General features: G+C 69.7%; 21 protein-coding genes. 10 read left to right on the top strand and 11 right to left on the bottom strand.

The annotated features are described in order from the left end of the window. Positions 1-53: 53 nt before the first annotated feature. The 4 genes from ENSA5_RS03695 to ENSA5_RS03710 all read right to left on the bottom strand — a co-directional run bounded on the left by ENSA5_RS03695 (position 54) and on the right by ENSA5_RS03710 (position 6,283). Positions 54-626, bottom strand: coding sequence for a MiaE family protein (locus tag ENSA5_RS03695; RefSeq protein WP_106390165.1), 573 nt, complete (start codon positions 624-626; stop codon positions 54-56). A gap of 162 nt (positions 627-788) precedes the next feature. Then, complete coding sequence (locus tag ENSA5_RS03700) at positions 789-3,125, bottom strand: serine/threonine-protein kinase (RefSeq protein ID WP_181197340.1); 2,337 nt, start codon at positions 3,123-3,125, stop codon at positions 789-791. Positions 3,126-3,541: 416 nt separating this feature from the next. Then, entirely contained in the window at positions 3,542-5,422 is a 1,881-nt protein-coding gene (locus ENSA5_RS03705; protein ID WP_106390167.1) for an FHIPEP family type III secretion protein, read from the bottom strand. Between the two features lie 102 nt (positions 5,423-5,524). Next, complete coding sequence (locus tag ENSA5_RS03710; protein ID WP_181197341.1) at positions 5,525-6,283, bottom strand: GGDEF domain-containing protein; 759 nt, start codon at positions 6,281-6,283, stop codon at positions 5,525-5,527. A 205-nt stretch (positions 6,284-6,488) separates the two neighbouring features. Here ENSA5_RS03710 and ENSA5_RS03715 point away from each other — a divergent pair, with 205 nt between their 5' ends. Continuing rightward, positions 6,489-7,025 (top strand): hypothetical protein, encoded by a 537-nt coding sequence (locus ENSA5_RS03715; RefSeq protein WP_106390169.1) that lies wholly within the window; start codon positions 6,489-6,491, stop codon positions 7,023-7,025. On the opposite strand, the gene ENSA5_RS03720 is transcribed toward ENSA5_RS03715, so the two are convergent. Beyond that, the gene (locus tag ENSA5_RS03720) at positions 7,003-7,773 is read right to left on the bottom strand and encodes an NAD(P)H-binding protein (RefSeq protein ID WP_258182721.1); all 771 of its coding nucleotides are present in this window, start codon (positions 7,771-7,773) and stop codon (positions 7,003-7,005) included. The genes ENSA5_RS03715 and ENSA5_RS03720 overlap by 23 nt on opposite strands. Before the next feature lie 139 nt (positions 7,774-7,912). Next, entirely contained in the window at positions 7,913-8,137 is a 225-nt protein-coding gene (locus ENSA5_RS03725; RefSeq protein WP_106390170.1) for a hypothetical protein, read from the bottom strand. 121 nt (positions 8,138-8,258) lie between these two features. Between ENSA5_RS03725 and ENSA5_RS03730 the strand changes: the two genes are divergently transcribed. Genes ENSA5_RS03730 through ENSA5_RS03740 form a run of 3 tightly spaced genes read left to right on the top strand, consistent with a single transcriptional unit; the run spans position 8,259 to position 12,707 of the window. Then, positions 8,259-11,627 (top strand): efflux RND transporter permease subunit, encoded by a 3,369-nt coding sequence (locus ENSA5_RS03730; RefSeq protein ID WP_106390171.1) that lies wholly within the window; start codon positions 8,259-8,261, stop codon positions 11,625-11,627. 22 nt (positions 11,628-11,649) lie between these two features. Beyond that, entirely contained in the window at positions 11,650-12,024 is a 375-nt protein-coding gene (locus tag ENSA5_RS03735; RefSeq protein WP_106390172.1) for an RNA-binding S4 domain-containing protein, read from the top strand. A gap of 11 nt (positions 12,025-12,035) precedes the next feature. Next, positions 12,036-12,707: an alpha/beta hydrolase gene (locus ENSA5_RS03740; protein WP_106390173.1), complete on the top strand. Its 672-nt coding sequence runs from the start codon at positions 12,036-12,038 to the stop codon at positions 12,705-12,707. Between the two features lie 84 nt (positions 12,708-12,791). Here ENSA5_RS03740 and ENSA5_RS03745 read toward each other — a convergent pair whose 3' ends face one another. From ENSA5_RS03745 to ENSA5_RS03760, 4 genes are all read right to left on the bottom strand, one after another. Further along, a complete protein-coding gene (locus tag ENSA5_RS03745; RefSeq protein WP_106390174.1) occupies positions 12,792-14,102 on the bottom strand; it encodes a serine/threonine-protein kinase in 1,311 nt (436 codons plus the stop codon). A 165-nt stretch (positions 14,103-14,267) separates the two neighbouring features. Continuing rightward, complete coding sequence (locus ENSA5_RS03750) at positions 14,268-16,121, bottom strand: mechanosensitive ion channel (RefSeq protein WP_106390175.1); 1,854 nt, start codon at positions 16,119-16,121, stop codon at positions 14,268-14,270. 127 nt (positions 16,122-16,248) lie between these two features. Beyond that, positions 16,249-16,992, bottom strand: coding sequence for a 1-acyl-sn-glycerol-3-phosphate acyltransferase (locus ENSA5_RS03755; protein WP_106390176.1), 744 nt, complete (start codon positions 16,990-16,992; stop codon positions 16,249-16,251). Between the two features lie 45 nt (positions 16,993-17,037). Further along, a complete protein-coding gene (locus ENSA5_RS03760; protein WP_106390177.1) occupies positions 17,038-17,364 on the bottom strand; it encodes a helix-turn-helix domain-containing protein in 327 nt (108 codons plus the stop codon). 223 nt (positions 17,365-17,587) lie between these two features. Here ENSA5_RS03760 and ENSA5_RS03765 point away from each other — a divergent pair, with 223 nt between their 5' ends. From ENSA5_RS03765 to ENSA5_RS03790, 6 genes are all read left to right on the top strand, one after another. Further along, positions 17,588-17,920, top strand: coding sequence for a hypothetical protein (locus tag ENSA5_RS03765; RefSeq protein ID WP_106390178.1), 333 nt, complete (start codon positions 17,588-17,590; stop codon positions 17,918-17,920). Between the two features lie 766 nt (positions 17,921-18,686). Next, positions 18,687-20,237 (top strand): proline--tRNA ligase, encoded by a 1,551-nt coding sequence (proS, locus tag ENSA5_RS03770; RefSeq protein ID WP_106390179.1) that lies wholly within the window; start codon positions 18,687-18,689, stop codon positions 20,235-20,237. Next, on the top strand, positions 20,238-20,549 hold the full coding sequence (locus ENSA5_RS03775; protein WP_106390180.1) for a hypothetical protein: 312 nt from the start codon (positions 20,238-20,240) through the stop codon (positions 20,547-20,549). After that, on the top strand, positions 20,549-21,391 hold the full coding sequence (locus ENSA5_RS03780) for an MBL fold metallo-hydrolase (RefSeq protein WP_106390181.1): 843 nt from the start codon (positions 20,549-20,551) through the stop codon (positions 21,389-21,391). The genes ENSA5_RS03775 and ENSA5_RS03780 overlap by 1 nt, the downstream gene beginning before the upstream one ends. Then, complete coding sequence (locus ENSA5_RS03785; protein WP_106390182.1) at positions 21,384-22,598, top strand: NAD(P)/FAD-dependent oxidoreductase; 1,215 nt, start codon at positions 21,384-21,386, stop codon at positions 22,596-22,598. Before ENSA5_RS03780 ends, ENSA5_RS03785 begins: the two co-directional genes overlap by 8 nt. Before the next feature lie 140 nt (positions 22,599-22,738). Beyond that, a complete protein-coding gene (locus ENSA5_RS03790) occupies positions 22,739-23,113 on the top strand; it encodes a hypothetical protein (RefSeq protein ID WP_106390183.1) in 375 nt (124 codons plus the stop codon). 18 nt (positions 23,114-23,131) lie between these two features. Here ENSA5_RS03790 and ENSA5_RS03795 read toward each other — a convergent pair whose 3' ends face one another. Then, a complete protein-coding gene (locus tag ENSA5_RS03795; RefSeq protein WP_146155293.1) occupies positions 23,132-24,841 on the bottom strand; it encodes a hypothetical protein in 1,710 nt (569 codons plus the stop codon). Positions 24,842-24,876: the final 35 nt, after the last annotated feature.

Genomic DNA, 24,876 nt, shown 5'->3' on the forward strand with positions numbered 1-24,876 from the left:
CAGGTGCGGGCTTCGTCCTGGCGGGCGTCGAGGCGCCCTGGAGGGGGGCGTTTTCAATGCAGAGCAGGGCGCAGGGGGAGCTCCGCGACGAGCTTGGCCTCGAGCTTCAGCAGATCTGCGACGCGGGCGTCGACCTGCGCGGGCTCGAACAGCGTCCGCGCGAGGCGATGAAACAGCCCGACGTGGCGCGCCTCCGAGCGAGTCAGCTCGGCGTAGAAGTCCTTGATCTCGCCCTCGGGCAAGGCCGCGGCGACCATGCCGAAGCGCTCGCAGCCCCGGGCCTCGACCACGCCGCCCATGACCAGGCGATCGAGCAGCCGCGCGTCCCGGCCCCCGCGAACCCAGCGGATCAGGCCCTCGACGTAGGGGTCCTTCTCGTCGGGTCGCAGCGTGAGCCCGCGGGCCTCGATCAAGCGGTAGACCTGATGAAAGTGCTCGAGCTCCTCGCGCGCGAACGCGATCATCGGCTCGAGCAGCTCGCGGCGATCGGGGTAGCGCACGACGAAGGCCATGCCCGTGGCCGAGGCCTTGCGCTCGCACGCGGCGTGGTCGAGCAAGAAGGCGTCGAACTCGGCGAGCACGAGCTCGACCCAAGCCGTGGGCGTGGGAGTAGCGAGCGGGAGCACGCGCGGAGCCTAACCCAACCCCGTGCTCCAGTGCCTCGCGCCGCCTCGCCTGGCCTGCTCACCGGGGGCTTTGGGCCGACCACCGCGGCGGTTTGGCTTCGCGCCCTCGACGAAAATTCCGGCGCGAGGACACGAGACGCTGGACCACGGGCGCCGACCGCGTTAGCCGCCGCCGATCTTGTTTTGCGCCTTGGCCATGCGCGCGGCGGCCTTGGACGAGCCGTAGCTCTTGGCCTTCTTGTACTCGTCGAGCGCGTCGCGGTAGCGCAGGACCGAGTAGTAGGCGTCGCCGAGCTTGATCCGGTAGTTGCTGTTCTTGGGCGCGGCCTTGACGGCCTTCTCGGCGTAGAGCACGGCCTTTTGGCTCGAGCCGGTGTCGAAGTACACGTCTGAGAGGCCCATCAGCGCCATCGCGTTGCGCTGGTCGTAGCTGATCGCCTGGTTGAACAGGCCCTTGGCCTCGTTGCGCTTACCGGCCCGGAGCGCGGCCATGCCCTGCGCGGCCAGGTTCGCCGCCTTGGACGGGTTGCGGGCGTTGGCGCCGAGCTTCTCGTTGCCCCGCGCTCGCTTGCCGGATCGCTTGCCGCTGGGCTTGTCCTCGTCGACCTCGCCCTCGGTCTCGCCTTCATCGAGCTCGAGCTGGCCCCCGGCCTGGCCCCCGGCCTCGTCTTGTTCGGCCACGGGCACGGGCGCGGGCAGGGGGGCCGGCGCTGGGGCGGCGCTGGACACGGCGATCCCGGCCCCGCGCGCGGCGTCGAGGGCCCGGCTCTGGACCAGCAAGGACCCGGCGCTGCGCTCGTTGCCCTCGCCGGTCCCGAGCTCCATGGCCAGGAGCGCCTCGGCCTTCTGGGCGGCGAGGTCTTTGTCGTCTTCGGCGAGGACGTCGAGCCAGCGCGCGGCCGAGAGCTCGGCCTCGGTGAACTCGCCCTTGGCGGCGCGCTCTTGAAAATCGGCCAGCATCGCGGGCGTCAGGCCCGAGCGCTCGCGGGCCTCGTCGTCTTCGGGATCGAAGAGCAGCGCCATCGTGTAGTACTCGCGCGCGAAGCCCTTGCCCTCGGGCGTGTCCCAGTAGCGGTCGCCGAGGTTGTTGAGCGTGGCGCCGAACTCGGTGCGAAGCTCCTCGGCGCGCTCGTCTCCGGCGTCGTCGGCCGTGCCCTCGAGCTTCTCGAGCTCGATGACCTTCATGAGGGCGGTCGGCGTCGAGGGCTCGTCGTCGGGCGGGTAGATCCACTGGGTCTTGGACGCCGCGACCCGGGCGTCGTTGGTCAGCGCGTCGATCTGGCTGAGCTCTTCTTCGGTCGGGTCGCCGCCGACGAGCATCCAGGTCACCCCGACGCCGAGCAGCAGCGCCGTGGCCCCGGCGATCAGCGGCCACAGCCAGCGGTTGCCCTGCTGAATGAACACCGCGTTGGGGTTGGGCATCTGCGCGAGCAGCTGCTCGCGGCGCTCGGACTCGACCTCCGGCAGCGGCAGGTCGTCCCACGCGGTCGTGATCCCGGCGGCGATCTGGGCCTCGCACAGCGCAGCCTCGAAGTCGTCCATGTTGGCCCAGCGCCCCTCGGGCTCCTTGACCAGGCAGCGCATGATCACGTCGGCGAGCTCCTGCGGGATCTCGCGGTCGGGGCGGCAGTCCTTGACCGGCTTGGGCTCCTCGTAGAGCTGCTGCTGAAGCAGCTCCTGGATGTTCTCGGCCAAGAAGGGCGGGTAGCCGACGAGCAGCTCGTAGGCCATGCAGCCCATCGCGTAGATGTCGAGGCGGCCGTCGAATTTGGTCCCGGAGATCTGCTCCGGGGCCATGTAGTGGGGGGTCCCGGCGATCGTGGTGCCGTTTTCCTGGCCGGCCGCGAGCATCGCGGAGATGCCAAAATCGACGATCTTGACGACCTCGCGCCCCTCGTCTTCGACGATGATGATGTTCTCGGGCTTGATGTCGCGGTGGACGATGCCGGCCTTGTGGGCGACCGACAGGCCCTTGCACATCTGGCGCATCAGGCCGATCAGGCGCGGCGGCTCGATCCAGTCGTCCTCGGTCGGCGGGACCAGATCCCCGCCTGGGATCAGCTCCATGCAAAAGAACAAGCGCCCGTCCGAGAGCTCGCCGAAGTCGTAGATCTCGACGATGTTCTTCGACCCGATCCGGCTGGCCGCGCGGGCCTCGTCGCGGAACACCTGGGCCATGTTGGCCTCTTGGGAGAGGTCGAAGCGGAGGATCTTGAGCGCGACCTTGCGCTCGATGTCGATGTGCTCGGCCTCGTAGACGACCCCCATGCCGCCCTCGCCGAGCCAGCGAGTGATCCGGTAGCGCGTGCCGGGCACGACCTTGCCCGGGGTCAGGCGGAGCCGCGGCTGGTCGGCGCCGGGCTCCGACAGGCCCTCGATCCCGGCCATCTGTGTGTGTTTGTAGCGCGACTCCTGGAAGTCCTCGGAGGTCGGTCGGGCCTCGGCCGCCGCCCGACCCATCGGGTCGGGGTTGGTCGGCGCGTAGCCCGGCGCGTGCACGGGGGCCTGGCTAGTTGGCCGGCCGTCCGCATCCGTTGCGGGCAGGATGTCGAGGGTGGCTTGTTGCGCCAGCGCCTGGGCCCTGGCTTGGGCCCGCGCTTGCTTGAGCTGCGCAGCTGCTGCGGGACTCGGCGCGGGCGGCTGGTCAGGAGCCTCAGCTGGAGCCCGAGCTGGAGGTGGCGGCACCGTGCCGACGATCGTGCGCTTGGGTGAAGAAGGTCGCGGGGCGCGCTCGGGCATCGCCGGGGTTGTCGGGGGTTTTGGCATCGACACGAGGGCCTCGGGGGCTGCAGTCAAGTCAAGCGAGGGTGTCCCCAGTCTTACACGTTTTGTGACTACCTGCGACCGCGGGCGCATCGAATGCGAGCCTGTTCGGCTCGACCCGAGCGCGCCTTTTACCAACGGACGAGCCCTTGTCAGTCGATGTCCAGCGTGACGCAGGCGGGCGTCTCGATCCGCGCCGACTCGAGCTCGCCGAGCGAGAGCACCGGGACATGCGGTCGCGCACCCGCGAGGATGCTGGCGAAGACCGGGCGCGCGCGGCTGCTACATAGCAACAGCGGCGGTCGCCTGGCGGCGCAGGCCTCGACTCGGGACACGAAGCGCGCGCGCTCGGTGGCCGTGAGCGCGAGGGCGATCCCGCGGTCGTCGAGCTGCGCGCGGGCGAGCATCTCATCTTCGAGGTCGATCGTCGGGCGGATCCAACACGGCTGGCCGAGCGACGCCACGCCATCGCACAAGTCCCGAACCCAGTGATCTGCGAGGAGCTCGCGGGCGTGCTCGGGCCAGTGCACGCGCTCGGCCGGGTCATGGAAGACACGGCGCTGAGCGAGGGCTTCGACGAGCGCGTCGATGCTCGGGGCGGGGATCCGCTCGCGGACAAAGGCACGCACGATCGCGAGCAAGTCGATCGGCTCGACCACGCGCGTGGCCTGGCGGACGAGGCTCGGGTGGCGGCGGCGCGTGGCCTCGAGCTCGGCCTCGATCTGTTCGAGGGTCACGAGGTGCTCGGCGCTGTCCATCAGCAGGCGGAAGCAGCCGAGCAGCAGGGCGTCGTCGTCGCTCGCGGGCCGGTCGCTGCTGGCCTGGGTTGGCGCGCGGTCGCGGCCGAGCACGCGCTCGCCGAGGCGCAGCTCGAACTCGCTGGCGTCGAGCACCGCCTGGGGACCGGCGGGGACCAGGACCAGGCGCGGGACCGGGATCGCCAGGGCCAGCTGACAGCGGCTGCGCAGGCCCGCGAGCGCCTTGATCGCCGAGCCGCGGGCGCTCGCTGCGACGTGGGCGTGGACGCGGATCTCGGGCTCGAGCTTGGGCTCGCGCGCATCGTGCTCGCGCGCGGCGATCCACAGGGCGAGCGCGACGAGGCCGACGGCTGTGGTTGCAAAGGCCAGCCCCGGCATCCCGGGGATCGGCGCGAGGAGGCCGAGCATCACGGCCGGGACCAGGAGCATCGCCGGCTCGAGCCAGCGCGCGCGGGCGCGCTCGGTCACCCGGTCGACCCGCGCGACGAGGACCGCGGCCGCGAGCGCGATCAACAGCGCGGGCAGCTGGGCGAGGAGCCCGTCGCCGATCGCGAGCTTGCCGTAGACCGCCAGGCTCTCGCCGACGCCCAGACCCCCGCGCAGACCGCCAACCGCGACCCCGCCGATCAGGTTGATGCCCGTGATCAGCAGCCCGACCACGGCGTCACCCTTGACCCAGCGCATGACCCCGTCCATGCGCGCGAAGAATTCCGAGCGCTCGATCAGCGCCGCGCGCCGGGCCTGGGCCTCGCGCGGGCTGACCGTGCCCGCGCGCAGATCTGCGTCGATCGCCGCCTGTTGACCGGGCATCCCGTCGAGCGCGAAGCGAGCCGCGACCTCAGCCACGCGCTCGGCCCCGCGCGCGATCACGAAGTACTGGATCGCCGTGATCACGGCGAACATGACCGCGCCGACCAGCAGATCACCGCGGACGACCAGGCTCGCGAATGCATCGATCACCTGGCCGGCGTCGGCCTGCGACAGGATCAAGCGCGTGGTCGAGACGTTGAGCGCGAGGCGGTAGAGGGTCAGCAGCAGGACCAGGGTCGGGAACGCGAGGAACTCTGCCGCCCGTCGGACCCGCAGCCCCGCGACCAGCATCAAGACGGCCCCAGCCAGGCTCAGCGACAAGAGCAGGTCCACGACCGCCGTCGGCAGCGGCAGCAGCAGGCACAGCAGCAAGGCCACGACCACGATCGCCGGAGCCAGCCGCGGCAGCTCGCGCGCGAGCGAGCGCAAGCCACCGACGAGACGCGAAGAGCCAGCCCCAGACACGTCGGCGCAGGCTAGCAGTCCCCGCCCGATCCCGGCATTTTTCGGCGGACGCGCGCGCGAGCCGATGCGGCGCGCCGACGAGCTCGAGTTGCAGCGCTCAGATCAAGCCAGCTCTTGCCCGTCGAGCCAGGCGACCGTCTGGTTGCGGCCGCGATGCTTGGCTCGGTACAGGGCCATGTCGGCGTGGTCGAGCAGGACCTCGGGGGCGAGCTCGTGCTCGGGCGACTGAATCGCGACGCCGACGGAGACCGTCTGCGGCCCCGGGTGCCCGAGGCGATCTTCACCGAGGGCTTCGACGGCTTCACGGAGGCGCTCGGCCACCTGCAGGCCCGTCTCGCCGTCGGTGTCCGGGCACAGGACCGCAAATTCCTCGCCGCCGTAGCGCGCGACCAGATCCGAGCGACGGCTGTGGCGGCGCAGGGTCTCCGCGACCGCGCACAGGGTCTGGTCACCCACGAGGTGGCCGTGGGCGTCGTTGACCCGCTTGAACAGATCGAGGTCGAGCATCAGCACGCACAGCGGCTGGCTGCGCCGGGCGGCGGCCGCCTGCAGCTGCGGCAGCGACTCTCGCAGGAAGCGGCGGTTGAACAGGCCCGTGAGGCCGTCGTGGAGCGAGGCCGAGCGCAGGCGGTCCATCAGCCGGCCGGTGAGCCCCCCGAAGGTGACGAACACGACCGCGGTCGCGACCCCCGAGTAGATCAGCGCCATCTGGCAGACGTCATCGGAGAGGTCGGCGCCGGTCAGCTTGAACACCACCCACAGCCCCAGCGGCGCGCCTGGAGCCAAGCCGAGCCCGATCGCGGCCCAGGTCCACGCGGAGCGAGGGTTGACCCACCGCCTCGTAGAAGTCCACCTGGTCACCTTCGCGCAGTCTACCAGGACGTGGCACCAGCCGACGAAGCCCCTTGTTATGCTCTCGGCCCAAGCTGCCTTCCTCCCCATGTCCTCCCTCTGCGACCACCCTCGGCCAGGTCGCTCGCTTGGCTCCGGGCCGTCACCCGAGCCCTCACTTGGGGTGAGCGGTCGGCTTCGTCGCGGTCTGGGTGGAGCGTGTGCCGCGTCGGTCATGGCGGTGACCACGGGCGTGTCCGCGAGTCCGCTCGACGAGCCGTGCCGACCCACGGTCCTATGCGAGGTCAGAGTCGAGGATCTGCCCGCGGTCCTGCTCGCGAGCGGAGACTACGCGGTGTCGGTCAGCGACGGGCGTCGCCAGGCGCTCCCGAGCAGCGGTGAGCTTCAGGTCATGGTCTACGAGCCGGTCGTCGTGAAGCTCGACGGCGCGGCCTTCGAAGGCTCGGTCGAGCTCTCACCCGACGCCTGCGACGGCCACGCCCATGTCATCCACGCCGCGCCCAAGCCCGCTCAGTTGCTGTTTCAGGCCGGCGCCGTGCCCCTGTCCGAGCTGATCGTCAGCTGCGTCGCCGGCTGCCCCTACCAGTCGCGGACCGCCGACAGCTTCCCCGAGTTGCCCTTCCCGCGCGGCGAGACCGAGGCCCTCGTCGAGCTCGAGTTCAAGGCCCGCGGCCACCGCTCGCACGCCGACTCGTTCAAGCTCAGCCCCGGTCAAAACCCGATCCGCGTCAGCCTCGAACGAATCCGCTAGCGCCACGGCGGGACGTGGCGGCTGCGCGCAGGGCGTCGGCTTCGGCGATGACCCCGTCTTCGTCGGCCGTGCACGCGAGCCGGACGAGGGCGGCGCCGAGCTCCGACCCGGTCAGCGAGGAGTAGCGCGCGCGGGTGCGCTTGGCACCGAGCGCGCCGAGGACCGAGAGCACGCCGTCCGAGATCACCGAGGCGACGCGCTCGCCCGCCCGGGGCTCGTCGCGGTCGTCGCCGCTGATGAACCCGGGCCGGGCGATCACGTAGGGCAGGCCGCTCTCGCGCACGGCGAGCTCCACACGCCTGCGCACGGCCATGTACGCGTTCATCGAGGGGCGGTCGGCGCCGAGCGCCGACAGGTACACGAAGCGCGGGCGACTGCCCGAGGCGAGCGCGGCCTCGAGCAGCATGATCGGCAGCCCGTAGTCGACGGCCTCGTAGGTGTCGGCGACCGCCGAGCCCGAGCCCCGCTTGCCGCGCTTGCGCGTGGTCCCGAGCAGGGCATGGATCTGGCTGGGCGCGAGGCGCTCGAGCGTGGCCTGGATCTCGGCGGGGACCCACGGGGTCGTGTCGACCCGCGCGCCGAGCTCCTCGAAGTGCGCGCGCCAGTGATCGAGGCGCGCGCTGTCGGGCCGCACGTGGGCGACGGCGTCGAGCCCCCAGGCGATGGCCTCGCGGACGACCGCGCGCCCGGTGTAGCCGGTCGCCCCGGCGACGAACACGAGCTCGGCGGGAGATGTCGGGCCGTCCATGCCGCAGCCTATACCACCGCGCCCTGGACTCTACGGGCCTGGGGCCGCCGAGCCGCCGAGTCGACGATCTTTGCGGGTCGATGTCAGGGCCCGCGCGCCGGGCACCTTCGCGGCGATCGAGCGCGAGAAGCCCCCGAGTTCATGCAGAGCGTCCAGGGGCCCGGGTGAGCGCCCCTGCCGCGAGCTCCTCGAGCTCCTCGCGGGTCAGGACCTCGCTCTCGCGCCCGTAGAGCAAGCCCCAGCTGCGGCCAAACTGAAGCTCGCGCCGCGACTGCAGGAGGCGGTGCTCTCGCTCTTCTCGCGGTGTCAACACCCACCCCACCAAAAACAGGGGCATGAAGAAGGGGAGTAACAAGAGCGCCATAATTTAACCGTAGCGTCTCGCGTCGACGCGACAAGCGTCCGAAGGACCGGTAGCCCAGCTCACGACGACCGGGTGCCGCGACACCTTTGCCGCGCCCGCGGCGGGCAGTAACGTGGATCGCATGCGGAGCTGGAGCCTGTCGGACCTCGCGCTCGCTCGGCCGGTCACGGTCGCGATGTTGCTGGTCGCCGTCTTCCTGCTCGGGACCATCGCGATGGTCAAGCTCCCGCTCGCGTTCTTGCCGGCCGAGGCGGTCTCGCGCGTCCAGATCCGCGTCAACATCACCACGACCTCGCCCGAGATCCTCGAGCGCGAGGTCATTCGCCCGCTCGAGGACGCGGTCGCCGGGGTCGGCGACCTCGACACGATGAGCGTGTCGAGCGGCTCTTGGGGGGTGCGCATGCGCCTGCAGTTCCGGCCCGGGACCGACATCGACGCCCGCAAGCTCGAGCTGCGTGAGCGCGTCGACCGGGCCCGGGGGCTGCTGCCCGACTCGGTCCAGACCGTCGAGCTGAGCTCGTCGCAAGGTGCCGCCGACGAGCCGATCATGCGGGTCCGGATCGCCAGCGACAAGCAGCTCGACGGCGAGTACTACCTGATCGAGCGCCGGGTCGTGCGCGCGATCGAGCGGATCGAGGGCGTGGCTTCGGTCGAGCTCGAGGGCGTCGAGCCCCACGAGCTCGAGGTCGCGCTCGACCTCGACGCCGCGCGCAGTCACGGGATCGCGCTCGCCGACGTCGGCGGCGCCGTGCGTCAGTCCCAGCGCGGGCGCAGCCTCGGGACCCTGCGTCGAACCAGCCGCGACACCGGGCTGCGCAGCCCCGGGGCCCCGGCCGAGGCCGAGCACTTCGCCGCGCTCCCGGTCGAGCGCGGAGCCGCGAGCGCGGGCCAAAGCGAGGACGAGGCGGACGCGCTGACCCTCAGCGGCGGGACCGACGAAGGCGCCGGCTCCAGCGCGGGCTCGACCACGATCGCCGGATCCGGATCCGCCGCGCGCGACCGGTCCTTCGCCCGCCTCGGCGAGGTCGCCGGGATCGCCATGCACCCCAAGGAGCAGCGCCGCGGCAGCCGCCTCAACGGGCGCCCGGCGATCAACCTCGAGGTCTTCGCCGAGGCCGGCGCGAGCCCGGTCGACGTGTCGACCGCGGTCCGCGAGGTCGTCGACGGCCTCCGCGGCGACCCGGCGCTCGGCGGCATCGACGTCGCGGTGTTCGAGGATCAGGGCACGGTGATCCTCAGCACCCTCGGGGATCTGCGCGACACCGGGCTCTACGGCGGGCTGATCGGCGTGATCGTGCTGTTCGGCTTTCTCCACCGCTGGCGGACCACGCTGACCGCCGCGGTCTGCATCCCGCTGAGCGTGCTCGCAGCTTGCGGGGTGCTGTTTTTGCGCGGCAGCGAGCTCAACTGCATCGTGCTCCTCGGCCTCGTGCTGTGCGTGGGCATGTTGATCGACAACGCGGTCGTGATCGTCGAGTCGATCCAGCTGCATCTGCAGCGCGGCGAGTCCCGGCTCGAGGCCGCGCGGCAGGGCGCGCGCGAGGTCGGCCTCGCGACCGTCGCCTCGACGATGTCGAGCGTGATCGTGTTCTTGCCGATGATCGTCGGTGGCGGCGGCGGCGGCGAGATGTACACCTACATGCGGCCGCTCGGCGCGACCTTCGTGACCGCGCTGGTCGCGAGCTTGTTGGTCTCGCAGCTGGCCGTGCCCCTGCTGATGGCCCTGCGCGCGCCCGCGCGCTGGCGCCGGACCAAGCCCCGCGGCGCGGACGACGAGTCGAGCTACCGGCAAACCCGCAACGTGGTCCTCGAGCCGATCGCTCGCCTCTACGCCCGCTTTGTGTCGTGGACGATCGCCCACCCCCGGCTGACCCTGCTCGTCGGGCTGGGGCTGTGCGTCACCGCGGTCTACCCGGCCATGAACATGCAGGTCGACATGGGCACCGACGAGAAGATGGTTGCGATGCCGATCCGCCTCGAGCTGACCGGCAGCCGCGACGTCGAGGAGGTCGAGGCCCGGGTCGTGGTCGCCGAGCGGGCGCTGCTCGGGGCCAAGGACGAGATCGGGATCGAGACCCTGACCTGCCGCTACCGCGACTGGGGCGCCTGGTGCGACGCGTTCCCGGGCACGGACATCCAGTCCGAGCAGCAGATGTCCGACTTCAAGCAGCGCATCGCCGACGCCCTGCCCGAGCAGCCCGGCGTCCGCTACCACGTCGGTGAGCGCGACGGCTGGTGGATGCGCAACCGCGACCCGCGCGAGGTTCAGTTCGTGCTCCGGGGCGAGGACATGTCGACGCTCTTCGAGCAGTCCGAGCGCTTCGCCAACCACCTGGCTGCGCGCCTGCCCAAGGGCAGCGCCGACAACCCCGACGCGGGCGGCTACGACACGATCACCGGGCCCTTCAACGAGGGCAACCAGGAGCTGCACGTCGTGCTCGACATCGATCGCCTCCGTCGCCTCGGCCTGCGCGCGAGCGACGTCGCGCAGATGGTCTCGCTCGCGTTCGAGGGCGTGCCGCTCGGCAGCATCCGCGGGCCCCAGGGCGAGGTCTCGCTGCGGCTGTCGACCGGTCGCCTCAGCGAGGGGCGGCGGGGGGCCGGGTCTGACGCTGGGTCCGACCCCGGGTCCGACGATGGGGCCGACGATGGCCCGGGCCTCGCCGAGCTCGAAGATCTGCGCATCCCCCTGCCCGAGGCGACCCCCGACGGCGCGCGCGAGGTCTCGCTCGCCTCGCTCGGCACGATCGAGCTCGCGCGCAGCCCGTGGTGGGTCCAGCGGGTCGATCGTCAGACCGAGCTGCGGATGAAGGTCCGCTTCGTCTCGCCCGACCAGGAGGCCAACAACGCCGCCCTCGAGCAGGCCAAGCAGGGCTTCGTGCTGCCCGAGGGCTACTCGTTCGGCGAGCGCACGCGCTGGGGCCGGGACGAGGGCGAGATGATCGACCTGATCGTCAACCTCGGGCTGTGCCTGATCCTGGTCTACGCGGTCATGGCCTCGCTGTTCGAGAGCTTCCTCCAGCCCGGCGCGATCCTGACGACCGGCTTGCTCGGCTGCTTCGGCGCGCCGTGGGCGATGTGGGCGACCAAGACGACCTTCGACGTCGTCGCGATGATCGGCCTGTTCATCTTGATCGGCATCATCGTCAACAACGGGATCATGCTCGTCGACAAGGTCACGCAGCTGCGCGCGCACGGGGTCTCGCGCGACGAGGCCCTCGCCCGGGCCGGCCGCGACCGCCTCCGGCCCGTGCTCATGACCGCGTTCACGACGATCTTCGGCCTGATCCCGATGCTCCTGCACCACCCGACCCTGGCCGGGGTCTACTACCACTCGATCGCGATCATCATCGCCGCCGGGCTCGCAACGAGCACGGTGATGACCCTGGTCTTCCTGCCCTCGGCCTACGTGCTCGTCGAGAACTTCTCGCTGACCTCGCGCCGGGTCTGGGCCAAGATCGTTGGGGCCGGTGCTTTGCGTCGGGGCTGATCTAGCGGGATACTCTCACCTGATGGCCGAGCCCCTGACGACCGTGCGCGTAGACAAGTGGCTGTGGGCGGCGCGGATGTTCAAGACCCGCTCGGCCGCCTCGAGCGCGTGCACGGCCGGTCACGTCAAGATCTCCGGCGAGTCCGTCAAGGCCAGCAAGGCCGTCAAGCCCGGCGACCACGTCGACGTCTTGACCCCGGGCGGCCCGCGCCAGCTCGAGATCGTGGCCCTCAAAGATCGGCGCGGCCCGGCCTCGGTCGCCCAGACCCTGTACGTGGACCACACGCCGCCCCCGCCGCCCAAAGAAGAGCAGATCCACGACGCCAAGCGCGAGCGCGGAGCCGGGCGCCCGACCAAAAAGCAGCTCCGCGAGCTCCAAAAGCTCCGCGGGTGGTAGACACTCAGCTCATGAGTGAACTGCTCGAGTCCATCGAAATCGGCCCCAAGGGCGACGCGGCCAAGGCCAGCGTGATCTGGTTGCATGGCCTCGGCGCCGACGGCCACGACTTCGAGCCGATCCCCCCGCTGCTCGATCTCCCCCACGTCCGCTTCATCTTGCCCCACGCCGCGCGCCGGCCGGTCACGATCAACAATGGGTTCGTGATGCGGGCCTGGTACGACATCTTGTCGCTCAGCTTCGAGGGGGTACGCGAGTCCGAGTCGGACATCCGCGCGTCACAAGCGGCGATCGAGGCCCTGATCCAGCGCGAGCGCGAGCGCGGGGTCCCGAGCGAAAAGATCGTGCTCGTCGGCTTCTCCCAGGGCGGCGCCATGGCCCTGCACGTCGGCCTGCGCTGGGCCGAGCCCCTGGCCGGGATCGTGGTCCTGAGCGCCTACCTGCTGATGGGGGATCACCTCGCCGAGGAGCAGTCCCCCGCCAACGCGAGCACGCCGATGCTGTTTTGCCACGGCCGCCAGGATCCGATGGTCCCGATGTTCCTCGGCAAGGCCGCCCACGATCAGGTCCAGGCGCTCCAGCCCGAGCGGCCGATCTCGTGGTTCGACTACCCGATGCAGCACGCCGTGTGCCCCGAAGAGCTGGCCGAGATCGCGCGCTTCTTGCACGCTCAGATCGGCTGAGCCTCAGTCCGGGCTCCTCGCCCCAAATCAAGGGCTGAGCTGAATTGAAGGCCTAGCAGCCCGGGCTGCTAGCAGCCCGGGCTGCTAGCCCAGCGCCCACATGAACCAGCCGGCGACGCCGCCGACGAAGGCGAGCGCCGACATCCCCGCCAGCCACATCGAGGCCGTCGGGTGGCGATCCATGAAGCGCTCCATCCGCGTGTTGTTGACCTTCATGAAGGTGATCGGACACGCGACCGCGAAGTCCCCGGACCGGATCTGCTCGAGCGTGACGATGACCTCGATCGCGTCGGGGTAGCGCGCGTCCTTGGCCGGCTGGAGGCCCTGGCGCATGAAGTGGCGCAGCTCGACCGGCACGGCCTCTTGATGCGGGTTCTCGTAGACTGGGCCGACGAGCGCGGGCGGCTGTCGCTCCTGGGCCGCGAGCACGGTCTGCATCGCCGTCTTGCCTGGCTCGATGTAGGGCGTGAGCGTGAGCAGCTCGTAGAGCACGACGAAGGCGCTGTAGAGGTCGCTGCGCCCGTCGAGCTCGGCGACCTCGCCGACCGCCTGCTCGGGCGACATGTACTGCGGCGTCCCGACCACGGACCCGTCGACGGTCTCGGTCGACGCGCGCTCGATCCCGGCCTTGTTGACCCGGTGCGCCTCGCTTCGGATGGGGTGGGCGATGCCCCAGTCCATCAGCATGACCTCGCCGAAGCGACCGACCATGATGTTCTCGGGCTTGATGTCGCGGTGGACGAGGCCGCGGTCGTGGGCGTACTGCAGCGCCCGGAGCAGGCCCGCGAACAGATCGAGGCGGGCCTCGAAGCTGTAGCGCTTGTGATACTCGGCGTCCCCCGCGGCGAGCTTGTCGATGATCGAGCTCAGGGTCTCGCCCTCGACGTACTTCATGACGAAAAACAGCGCGCCGTCGTCGTCAACCCCGACGTCGTGGATCGGCACGATGTTCGGGTGCTCGAGGCTGCCCACAGTCCGGACCTCGTCGATGAAGCGCGCGACCGCGTGGGGGTTGTCCTCGTCGAGCAGGCGCTTGACGGCGACCTTGCGCCCGATGTCGTGGTCGTGGGCGAGCTTGACCTCGCCCATGCCCCCGCGCCCGAGCAGCTTGTCATCTTGGTAGCGGGTCTGATCGCGGGGCACGATGATCAGCTTGTCGCCCTCGCTGCGGACGTCGGGCAGGACCGTGGCGACGCCCCGGGTCGAACCTGGGGGAAGGGTCTGGGTCAGCCTGGGTCCGCTGTCGGCACCCGGGGCGATCAGCGTCTCCTGCGACGGATTCGGCTCCGCAAACAAGGTCGCGGCCTCGGTCTCGGCGGCCAATTGCGTCGCTGGTGCGGCCGGCGGAGCGGCCAGGGGCTTGGTCGGGTAGGCGACGGTCTCGCGGTTGTTCATGGGAAGTTCCGGCTCAACGACGCGCGGGGCATCGGAGGATCGACATGGCGGGAGTATATCTGGCGGCCTGTCTGAGCGCGTACGGCTGGCCGCGAGGGGTGTTACCGAACACCACGCGGGCGCCAGCGCACGACACGCTGACGCCCGCGAGCTGGGGGCGGTCGACTACTTGGTCGGCGGCTTGGTCGGTGCCTTGGTCAGCGGCGAGCCGAAGCGCGAGCCCGCGCCCGGGCCCGAGCTGCCGCCGCCTTGCTTGGCCTTGCGGTAGCGCTCACGGACGATCTCGGTCGCGATCTCCCGCGAGCCGAGCCCGAAGGCCAGCGCCCCGGCCAGGCACAGGGCCCCAAACAGCAGCGCGAAGCTCAAGAGCACGAAGTCCGCGGCGACGCCGAGCTGGTGGACCGCCATCGTGAACGCGAACACGAGCACGGCGTAGCGGGCGAATTCGGCCAGCCACACCGGGCTGCGCTCGCGCTCGTCCTCGACCGTGGGCTCCGGCTGCTCACCGCGCTGGCGGGCTTCGACGAGGTCGCGGACGTAGTTGCCGAGCGCGAACCCGAGCACGACGACCACCAGCGCGACCGCGGCGCGCGTGACCGCGAAGACCAAGAAGGCGTCGACGTAGCGGGCCCAGGTGTGGAGGTCGAGGTTGTTGAGCCCCTGCACGATCGCGAGCAGCACGACCACGGCCTGAACGACGAACCCGACCAGGCCCGAGGCCTTGCCGAGGTCATCGTCGCGCTCGGCGATCTTCCCGAACTCGAACCCGAGCCGGGTCATCAGGCGATCCAGCCCCACGCTCTCGAGGGTCTTTTGGGTGATGCCCCGCAGCAGCCGCCCGACGAACACGCCGACGACCACGAACAAGATCGAGACCAGCAGCGCCGGGAGCAGCTCCCAAAATTGCCCCATCATGTCGGTCATCGGATCGGACAAGGTCGCGAGGCCGACGCTGTCGAGGGCCGCGATCACGGTCTCGATCACGATGAAGGCCATCACCAGCCAGCCGACGACCGCGCTCGGGGTCATGGTGCCGAACAGCCCGCGGAGCCTGATCTTGGCCACGAGCCGGTCGAAGCCGAGGGACTCGAGCGCGCGGGTGATCACGATCCGGGCGATCTTGGCCAGGATCCAGCCACCGATCACGATCAGGGCGGCGACACCGAGCGCGGGCAGCAAGCTGACCAGCGAGTCGATGGCGTGGCTCAGCGGCTCCGAGATCGCACGGATCTGAAGGGCGTCGAAGGCTCCGGCCAGGCCCATGATCATCACGAGCCAGAACACGACCTGACCCGCGGTCTGCGAGAAGGGCCTCGGCGCAGGCTCGACCCTGGCCGCAACTTCGGCCTCGGTCTCGGCCACGGCGGCGGCCTCGGCCGGGGTCTCGTCGAGCTCGGCGAAGCGCTTGTCGATCCGCGCGAGGTCGATCGCCTTGATCACGATCTTGCGGAGGATCAGGCCCGCGAAGTAGGCCACGATCAGGATCAAGATCGCCTTGCCGATCAATGGCAGGGCCTGGATCACCGTGTCGACCAGGCCCTGGATCGGGCCCGCGGCTTGCTCGAGGCCGGCAAAATCGAGGACGCCGACCACGACGAGGGCCATCAGCAGGTAGAACACGACCTTGGCGACCCCGCGCTCGAGCGCGTCGGGGTCGCGCCGCTCATCGCGGTCTTCGAGCAGCATCCTGACGCCGAGCTTCTCGGCCAGCTTGTCGTCGAGGTCGGTCTTGCACAGGATCCGAAACACGACCCACGCCACCAGCTTGGCCACGAGCCAGCCGCCGATGAAGAGCAGGAGGCCGAGCAGCAGCTGCAAGCCCGTGCGCAGGAGGTCGTCGGACATCAGGGCGCCGACGCGCTCGTTCCACCACTGCGCGGTGAAAAAGCCTGCGCCCTGCTCGGCTGCCTCCTCGACGGCTTCTTCGGTCGCGGGAGGGCTGGCCCAGGCCAGGCGGGGGACGGCGACCACGAGCAGCGCTGCGAGGCCGGCAAACATTGGCTTGATTGGTTGAGACATGACTTCTCCCTCGCGGCGGGGGTACCGCGCGAAGTCCGAAGCATCCTTGATCAATCCGCGCGGGATCAAATCGATACGTCGATCGCGGCGAGCAACGATTGCGCCGCGCAACCTGAAGAGTGGTCCCTTACTGCGCCAACATCCGAGCTCGCTCGGCGACGATCAGCTCGCGCACGTGATCCCGAAACGCGCCCACGTCACCATGAAAATTTGCGGGGTCAACCGGATCCATCACGCGGACATGGCAGTTGGCGACGGGCTTCACCAGGAGTCCGTGCTTGGGCAAGGTGTCGGCGGTGCCCGTGTGCACGATCGGGTAGAGCGGGCAGCCAGCCTCGATCGCGAGCCGAAACGCGCCGTCCTTGAACGCCTTGACCTCGGCGTCGGGCGAGCGCGTGCCCTCTGGGAACATCAAGATCGGCGCGCCCATCTCGAGCCACGCGTGGCAGCGCGCGCTCATCTCGATGATGCTGGCCTTGTCGCCGCGGACCAGCGGCACGTAGCCGTTGTAGCGCATGTTCCAGCCCAAGAAGGGCGACTTGAACACCGCGGCCTTGCTGACCCATTTGTAGGGTCGGTAGAGCCCGAACAGGACCAAGATGTCGCCGAGGGAGGCATGGTTTGCGACCAACACCGCCGGCCCGCGCCAGGGCAGCTTGCCTCGGCCCTCGATCTTCAGCCGCCAAAAGGGGTTGAGGTAGAACATGATCTGGGCCCAGAAGCACGAATACAGGTGCTGGACCACGCGCCGACGGTCGAAGGGCGCGGTCAGCACGAAGCAGACCGTCGCGCCCACGAACATCAGGGCCGAGACCAGGCCAAAGGTCGCCCACCACAGCGTGGCGAAAACGACCTGTGCGGCCTTCCTCATGCGCCGAAGGCTATCAAGCCTCGGCGCTCGATTGCGAGAGGTCTCTCACCTACGATCCAGCTCTTCGAAGAGCGTAGCCAGCAGACGCTCGACCATCTTCAGCTGCGCGGCCGACCGGCCCATGAGCAGCGCGTTGATGCGCGCGACCTCCTCCGGAACGTCCTCGAGCTCGAAGGAGTTGAACATCGCCGCGACCGACAGACCCAGACCGCTGCAGACCTTCCGCAGCGTCCGCAGCGAGGGCGAGAAGTTCTGATGTTCGAGTCGACGGATCGTGTCAGCTGCGAGATCGCTACGTTCGGCCAGCTCTTCTTGCGTGAGCCGCCGGACCTCGCGGAGTCGTTTGACGTGGGCCCCAAATGAACCAGCCACCGATCTTAAGGTCGGTACCTGACTCAATTGTGATCCCGTTGTACGGGAGATCGTGGGGGTTTGAGCAGCCGTCCGAGGCGCCCGGAGGTGTCGCACGCGTCGGTGGAACGGGCGGCCCGACTGAATGTAGAGCTGGGCGAGCTCGAAGTCCTGCTGGCTCTGGCTCGGGCTTGACAACCTCGCTGAAGCGGCGCCGGGCGACGTCGACCTCGGCGGACTTGACTTGGGCCGGGACCATCTCGTTGGCCTCGTTGGCCTCGTTGGCCTCGCGGGCCTCGGCCCCGGCGATGTCGGCGTCGCGGTCGGCCTCGGCCTTTTTGCGCGTGGCGTCGGCGTCGGCGTCTGCGGCGGCCTTGTGTGCGGTGACGTCGCGCTCGACCCGGTAGCCGGCGGCGTCGGCGGGCTCTTGCTCGGTGATGAATTTGCGCTGGGCGTCGGCCTCGGCGTCGATGATCTGCTGCTGCTTCTCGCGGCTGGCGTGATCGACGACGGTGTGAGCGGAGGGGGCTTCGCCGCCGCAGCGAGGGCCTCTTCGAAAGGCCCCTCGAAGGCGTGAGTCGAGCGCGCAGCGCTTGATTCAGGCCGAGCACCCCGGGCTGCTAGCCTGCCTTGATTGAGAGGCGAGGGCTCGCGTGGCCGTGCGCAGGGCTCGGGGCCGCCGGGGGCGAATGACCACTGTTCGGGGGGATGATTCCCGGTTCGGGCGCGTCACTGATCGTCGGTCTGAACCCGCTCGAGCACCGACACATCAGCCAGGTCTTGGCCTCGGCCAGCAGCCTTCTTCCAGCTGCCTCCTTGTTGATGGTCAGGTCCTCGAGCGAGATGACACGGCGCTCGAAGGCCCCGCATCGAGTCGGACAACGCGGCACGCAGATCGAGGAAGTCGTCGCTCACCGGCCCCTTTGCTCCCGAGTCCAAAGACTTCGACGCTGAGCTGCCAGACCGAAACACCTGCGCCTTCCAAGTCTGACGCCGGGCAACACCACGCGCCGCAGCATCCGGGGATTCGTCCACGACGCGACATTGGCACGTTGAAGTCCGTGGCCGAGAGCCGCTCGTCCTCGGTCTCGCCGCTGAGTCGATGGGCGAGGTGGGCGCTCGCAGACGCCGCTCCGCCCCCGAGGTGGAAGAGTTCGCGGGCCTGCACGGAGCGGACGAGCTCGATGATCGCATCAGGCAGCGCCCGACGATCGATCTCGAGCCATGTCGCCGTCGCCCGCAGCGGCGGCCTCGCACTCCCGCGCAGGTGTTGTCTGGCGACGGCGAGAGTGTAGCCAATCGGGCGCCCTTGCACCTCGCCCGCGATCGGCGACACTCCAGCCATGTCCCAGCAGGGCAACAAGCAGGCCAAGAAATCGGGCGGCAAGAAGGGCGGCAAGCAGCGCGAGCTCGCGATCGCCAAGCGCAGCGAGGACTACCCCCAGTGGTACCAAGACGTCGTCCGCTTCGGTGAGCTCGCCGAGCCGGCCAAGGTCGTCAAGGGTTGCATGGTCATCAAGCCCCACGGCTACGCGGTCTGGGAGAAGATCCAGCGCGACCTCGACGGCCGGTTCAAGGACACGGGCCACCGCAACGCCTACTTCCCGCTCCTGGTCCCGATGTCCTTCATCACCAAGGAGGCCGAGCACGTCGAGGGCTTCGCCCCGGAACTCGCGGTCGTGACCCAGGCCGGCGGGGTCGAGCTCGAAGAGCCCTACGCGATCCGCCCGACCTCCGAGACGATCATCGGCCACTTCTTCGCCAAGTGGATCGACTCGCACCGCGACCTGCCCCTGCTGATCAACCAGTGGGCCAACGTCATGCGCTGGGAGCTGCGCACGCGGATGTTCCTGCGGACCACGGAGTTCTTGTGGCAAGAGGGGCACACGGCCCACGCGAGCCACGACGAGGCCGAGGCCGAGGTCCTGCGCATGCTCAACGTCTACGGCGACTTCGCCGAGCAGGTCCTGGCGATGCCGGTCATCCGCGGGACCAAGACCGCGACCGAGCGCTTCGCCGGGGCCGTCGATACCAAGTGCATCGAGGCCTTCATGCAGGACGGCAAGGCCCTCCAGGCCGGCACCAGCCACGACCTCGGCCAGAACTTTGGCCGGGCCTTCGACGTCAAATTCCAGGCCGAGTCCGGCGAGCTCGAGTACGTGTGGCAGACCTCGTGGGGGGTGAGCACGCGGCTGGTCGGTGGCGTCGTCATGACCCACAGCGACGACGAGGGCCTCGTGCTCCCGCCGCGCGTGGCCCCGATCCACGCGGCGATCATCCCGATCTTCCGCAACGACGAGCAAAAGGCCGAGGTCATGGTCGCGGCCGAGCGGATCAAGGCCGCGCTGAGCGAGATCGACATCTCGCCGCCGCGGGCCCGCTACCGCGACTTCCTCGAGGTCGCGCTCGACGACCGCGACATGCGGCCGGGAGCCAAATTCTACGACTGGGAGCGCCGCGGCGTGCCGATGCGGATCGAGATCGGGCCCAAGGACCTCGAAAAGGGCCAGGTCTGCCTCAAGATGCGCGTTGACACCGAGGCCGTCAGCGGCAAGCAATTCCTGCCCGAGGCCGAGTTCCTCGCCAGCGCCAGGCAGCGCCTGCTCGACTACCAAGACGCGCTCCTGGCCCTGGCCCGGGCGCGGATGGCCGCCAACACCGTCACCCTCGACACCTGGGAGGAGTTCGAGCAGACCTTCGCGGGTGACTCGAGCAAGTTCGCGTGGTGTCACTGGGACGGCACCGCGGAGACCGAGGCCGCGATCAAGGACAAGACCAAGGTCACGATCCGCTGCGTGCCGCTTCCGGGCTACGGCCCCGCGCCCGAGCCGGGCGTGTGCATCTACTCGGGCAAGCCGTCGGCCCAGCGCGTGCTGATGGCCAAGGCGTACTAGATGTCCGAGTTCACCGACTTCGCCGACTTCGCCGACCCGCGCACGGTCAGGGCGATCGCGGCCGCGCGCAAGGCTCACGCCAAGGCGACGGGCAAGTGGGTCAGCTACGACCAGGACGACCCCGCCGCCGAGGCCGAGCAGCTCGCCCGCGACGCCCTCGCGCACCTCGACGCCGGCCGCTGGGACGAGGCCTCGGAGTGCGCCGAGGCGGCCCTGAACCTCGCCGAGGCCAACGGCGAGGGCCCGCGCTGGCGCGAGTTCGCGCTGCTCGTGGAGGAGGCGGCCGAGACCGGTCGCGCGAGTCAGAGCTGATGCCGCGCCCGCCTCAAGACGAGCTCGAGGTCTGCGGTCTCCACCTGACCGGCGTGTCCGAGGGCGGGGTCGAGACCAACATTCGGGTGCCCGAGCTCAAGTTGATGTTCGACTTTGGCATGATCCCGAAGGAGGCGCTGACCTTCAATCGGGTGATGGTGTCGCACGGCCACGGGGACCACCTCGGCGGCATCCAGTATTACATCTCCCAGCGCGGCATGATGAACCTGCCCAAGCCGACCATCCACTTGCCCGAGGAGATCGTCGGGCCGGTCGAGCGCCTGCTCGCCGCGTGGTCGGAGATCGAGGGCTTCGAGTATCACTACGAGCTGCGCGGGGCCACGCCCGGCGAGCGCTACAGCGTCGGGCGCAACCTGACGGCCACGGCGATCCGCACCCAGCATCGGGTCCCGAGCGTCGCGTGGGCGATCGAGCGCACGACCCGGCGGCTCGACGACCAGTACCGCGGGCTCTCGGGCGAGACGATCGCCAAGCTGCGCGAGCAGGGCGAGAAGGTGACCCACGAGGTCGTGACGCCGCTCTTGTGCGTCACCGGTGACACGACCATCGATACATTTTTAACCAGCGATCTGATGCGCCGCTGCAAGGTCCTGGTGCACGAGTGCACGTCGTGGGATCAGCAGCGCGACGTGGCGTCGACCCGCGGCTATGGCCACACCCACGTCGACGAGATGATCGAGCACGCCGAGAAATTCGAGGGCGACGCGCTGGTCTTGGTTCATCGCAGCTTGCGGCACAAGCGGAGCTTTGCCGAGCAGGTCGTGCGCGAGCGCTTTCCGGCCGAGGTCCGCGACAAGGTGTTCGTGTTTGGTCATGACTGACCCCGACGGGTACGACGCGGATGTGCTGATCCTCGGTGGGAGCTTCACCGGGGTCGAGCTGGTCCGTCTGCTGCGCAAGGCTCGACGCGGGCGAAAGCTCGAGATCATCGTCGTGGATCGCCAGCGCTCGCATCCTTACATTCCGCTGGGTCATGAGCTCTTGACCGAGCGGATGGCCGCTGGGGTGTCGGGCGAGACGGAGCTCGAGACGGCGGGCTATGTCGAGTCGCGGCCGCCTGCGCGCTGGATCTCGGGAGAGATCGTGGGCTTCGAGCCCGAGACGCACACGGTCACGCTGGGCGATGGCCGGAGCTTCTCGGCCCGCTTTGTGGTGGTTGCGCTCGGGTCCGAGGTTCGGGCGCCCGCGAGCCTGCCCGGCGGGGCGGGGTTGCTGGCGTACAAGTCCACAGAGCAGTTCGAGGAGTGCAAGGCGGCGCTGGAGCGGCGGCTCGCGGGCGGTGGGGAGCCTGAGACCGCGCTGGTCGTCGGCGGTGGGATCAGCGGGGTCGAGATCGCGGGGGAGCTCGCGTATCTCGATCGCGCGCGGCCCTCGGGCTGGCGGGCGCCGAAGGTCGTGATGGTCCACGGGGGCGAGCGCTTGCTGCCCGGTTTGACCGCGCGAGCGGGGATCCGGGCCGCGGCGGCGTTGCGGGCTCAGGGGGTCGAGCTGCACCTCGAGACGCGGGTGGTCGAGATCGCGGATCGCCACGCGACGATCCGCGGGCCCGAGGGCGAGCAGACGATCCCCTTTGGCCTGGGCTTTTGGGGCGGAGGGCTGGTCCCGCCGCCCGTGCTGAGCGAGCTCGGCCTGCCGATGACCGACGACGGGTGGTTGCGCGTCGGGCCGACGCTGCAGTGCTTTTCGAGCTCGACGGAGGAGCCAGAGATCTTCGCGGGTGGCGACGTCGCGCGGGTCCACGGCGGGACCGGGCGCTGGCCGACGATGCGGCGGGCGATCGAGGGGATCTTTGCTGCGCAGACGATCGCGGCGAACATCTTGGAGCTGGCTCGGTGTTCGCCGGATTACCCTGGCGAGGGGGTGCCGCCGCTGATGCCTCATACGCTGTGGTCTGATTTTCCCCATGGGGTGAGCATTGGGGGGCGATCGTTGATTGTGTATGGGCGGGTGGTGTTCTCGGTCTCGTGGTTCAATGTTTGGTTTCGGCGCTTCTTGATGCGGCGGTATATGAGGCGCTATGGGGTGTAGGGGTAGGTGTGGAATCGCGCGTCGAGTTTGACACTTCCGTCATCAAAGTGCTCATGGTACCGTAGATTATGGGCAGGACGAGACTACGCGGGCGACCAGCATGGGCGTTGGGGGTCGCGTACTTGCTTGGGCTGGGGGGCGTGTCGGGTTGCGGTGACGATGACATCGTCGAGATCCCGGAGGAGCTCCGGGGCGAGCCCTGGTGCATGCTGATCGTCGGCACTTGGGGTCACTACGACGACGGCAGCTCCGAGATGATTCTCAACGAGGCGACGGGCTCGGCTGCCGCCGGGTGTCTGTGTGCCAGCCGGGACGACATCCTCGCGGGCACGCGTCACGACGAACTCAACGGTGTCGCGCTCGATATTTGCCAAGACATCGCGGCGACCAAAAACTTCGCCTGGGACGAGTGCCAGGAGGACCACGACAGCGGGTACTGGTTGGTCGCCTACGTCCACGCTGAAGGTGATGACGCCCACTTCAAGCCCGCAGGGCTGCAGTGCTATGGCGAGTGAATTGGCAGCTGCGTCAGCTCACCACAGCACCTTGAGCATCTTCTTGCACTCCTTGGCCAGGGCCTCGAAGTGCGCTTGATCCACCCACTTCGGATCCAGCGCTTGCCGCTTGCCCGGCAGCCCCTCGGGCACCGCCGCGACCGCGACCTGGATCGGAAACACGTCCGTCCGCGACCACTTCTGCGCCCGGATCTGCGGGGTCTCGAGCGCCATCCAGGCCCGCGGAGCGTCGCCCCAGACGAGGACCCGGGGCGCGGGCGCCGGGCCCTCGTGATCCTCGACGACCCCCGGCCACACGATCAGCGCGGGCCGGGCGGTGCCCTCGCAAAAGCGCACCATCGCCGGTAACAACACCGCGTCGCCGGGCAGGGTGTCTTGTTTGCTGCGCCGCTCGGTCGGGCGATCGAGCAAGCTGCCGCTGCCGTGGGTCAGCCAATAATCGACCCCGCGAGCGCGCGCGCTGCCGACGATGTCGTCGACACAGATCTCGGAGATCTTGGGCCCCGCGAGCTTGTTCTTGGTCGCAATGAAGCTCGGCCGTTGCGGCGCGGGCGGCTCGGCGTCGGGGTCGGGCGGCGGCGGGGGCTCGGCGAGGGTCCGCTGGCTCAGCCGAAGATCCTGCCACTCGAGGCTCTCGACCTCGACGGTCCACAGCCGCCCGAGCTGGCCGTCGGCCTTGGGGCCGCCGAGCAGCAGGGTGCGCTTGGTGTCGTCGCTGCCGTCGTGAGCGACCAGGGTCATGCAGGTCGCGAGCTTGGCCAGCCGGACCTCCTGGGCCTCGGGCAGCGGCGGGGGCTCGAGCTCGTCGGGCTGCTGGGCGCGGGCCGGCGGGGCGCCCTTGCGCTTGTTGCCCTTGCGCTTGCTGCCCTTGGGCTTGGCCACGTTCGGCTGGGCGATCAGGAAGCGCTGGAGGACCCCGCGCCGCCGCAGGACGTAGACCCAGCGCTCGTCACCCGCGAGCGCGAGCGGGGTCATGTCGCGCTTGGCCGTGGGCACGCGCTCGCCAGCCAGGCGTAGATCTCGGCTGGTCCACGCGACGGCGCCGTCGCGGGCACCAAGCAGCACGCGGCCGCCTCGGCTGCCCTCGGTCCGCCCGAGGCAGACGATCCCCTCGTGGTCGACGGGCACCGGGCTGGTCGCGCCGAGGCGGAGCTGGGCGTAGCCCTCGGGGTGGGCCGGATCGATGACCCAGGCGGTCGGGCTGCCGTCACAAAACACCCCGCGGCCATCGGCGCTGGCGACGACCTCGACCGCGTGGGGGCCCGTGGACTTGCGCTTGTGGACCGGGCCCTGGCGGTCGATGTCCCACAGCAGCTCGCCCTGGGCGCCGACACCACACAGGAGGTCGTCGCGGATCAGGGAGACGTGGTCGACGTAGCCGCCGAGCTTGGTGCCGGTCTTGGTCGCGGAGGTCGCGTTGAGGCTGGCCCGGTAGAGGTGCTGGCCGCCGATCCACAGCGCGCCCTCCCAGCCCTCGGCGACCGACGGGCGGGCCATGGTCAGGGGGATCGTGCGCTGGGCGTTCAGGGTCTTGGCGTCGACGATCCAGACCTCGTAGGGCAGCGTGATGATCAGGTGCCGCGCGTCAGCGCTGCGCGCGATAGCGAGCGGGCAGTCGTCGAGGGCGAGCTCGTCACGTGGACCAGCCGACGGGGCCAAGATGGTCCGCCGGGCGCCCCCCTCACCGTTCACGACCACGCGTCGCCGAGGTGCCGTTCGCCGCGTCATGGCTTGCCAGGGTAGCATGGTGGACCGGGTGCTCG

The sequence above is a fragment of the Enhygromyxa salina genome, assembly GCF_002994615.1.
Taxonomy (GTDB): domain Bacteria; phylum Myxococcota_A; class Polyangia; order Nannocystales; family Nannocystaceae; genus Plesiocystis; species Plesiocystis salina_A.

Coding starts and splice junctions, on each gene's coding strand:
- ENSA5_RS03715 (WP_106390169.1), top strand. CDS start 6,489: ATGGCGGTGACCACGGGCGTGTCCGCGAGTCCGCTCGACGAGCCGTGC.
- ENSA5_RS03720 (WP_258182721.1), bottom strand. CDS start 7,773: ATGGACGGCCCGACATCTCCCGCCGAGCTCGTGTTCGTCGCCGGGGCG.
- ENSA5_RS03725 (WP_106390170.1), bottom strand. CDS start 8,137: ATGGCGCTCTTGTTACTCCCCTTCTTCATGCCCCTGTTTTTGGTGGGG.
- ENSA5_RS03730 (WP_106390171.1), top strand. CDS start 8,259: ATGCGGAGCTGGAGCCTGTCGGACCTCGCGCTCGCTCGGCCGGTCACG.
- ENSA5_RS03735 (WP_106390172.1), top strand. CDS start 11,650: ATGGCCGAGCCCCTGACGACCGTGCGCGTAGACAAGTGGCTGTGGGCG.
- ENSA5_RS03740 (WP_106390173.1), top strand. CDS start 12,036: ATGAGTGAACTGCTCGAGTCCATCGAAATCGGCCCCAAGGGCGACGCG.
- ENSA5_RS03745 (WP_106390174.1), bottom strand. CDS start 14,102: ATGAACAACCGCGAGACCGTCGCCTACCCGACCAAGCCCCTGGCCGCT.
- ENSA5_RS03750 (WP_106390175.1), bottom strand. CDS start 16,121: ATGTCTCAACCAATCAAGCCAATGTTTGCCGGCCTCGCAGCGCTGCTC.
- ENSA5_RS03755 (WP_106390176.1), bottom strand. CDS start 16,992: ATGAGGAAGGCCGCACAGGTCGTTTTCGCCACGCTGTGGTGGGCGACC.
- proS (WP_106390179.1), top strand. CDS start 18,687: ATGTCCCAGCAGGGCAACAAGCAGGCCAAGAAATCGGGCGGCAAGAAG.
- ENSA5_RS03775 (WP_106390180.1), top strand. CDS start 20,238: ATGTCCGAGTTCACCGACTTCGCCGACTTCGCCGACCCGCGCACGGTC.
- ENSA5_RS03780 (WP_106390181.1), top strand. CDS start 20,549: ATGCCGCGCCCGCCTCAAGACGAGCTCGAGGTCTGCGGTCTCCACCTG.
- ENSA5_RS03785 (WP_106390182.1), top strand. CDS start 21,384: ATGACTGACCCCGACGGGTACGACGCGGATGTGCTGATCCTCGGTGGG.
- ENSA5_RS03795 (WP_146155293.1), bottom strand. CDS start 24,841: ATGACGCGGCGAACGGCACCTCGGCGACGCGTGGTCGTGAACGGTGAG.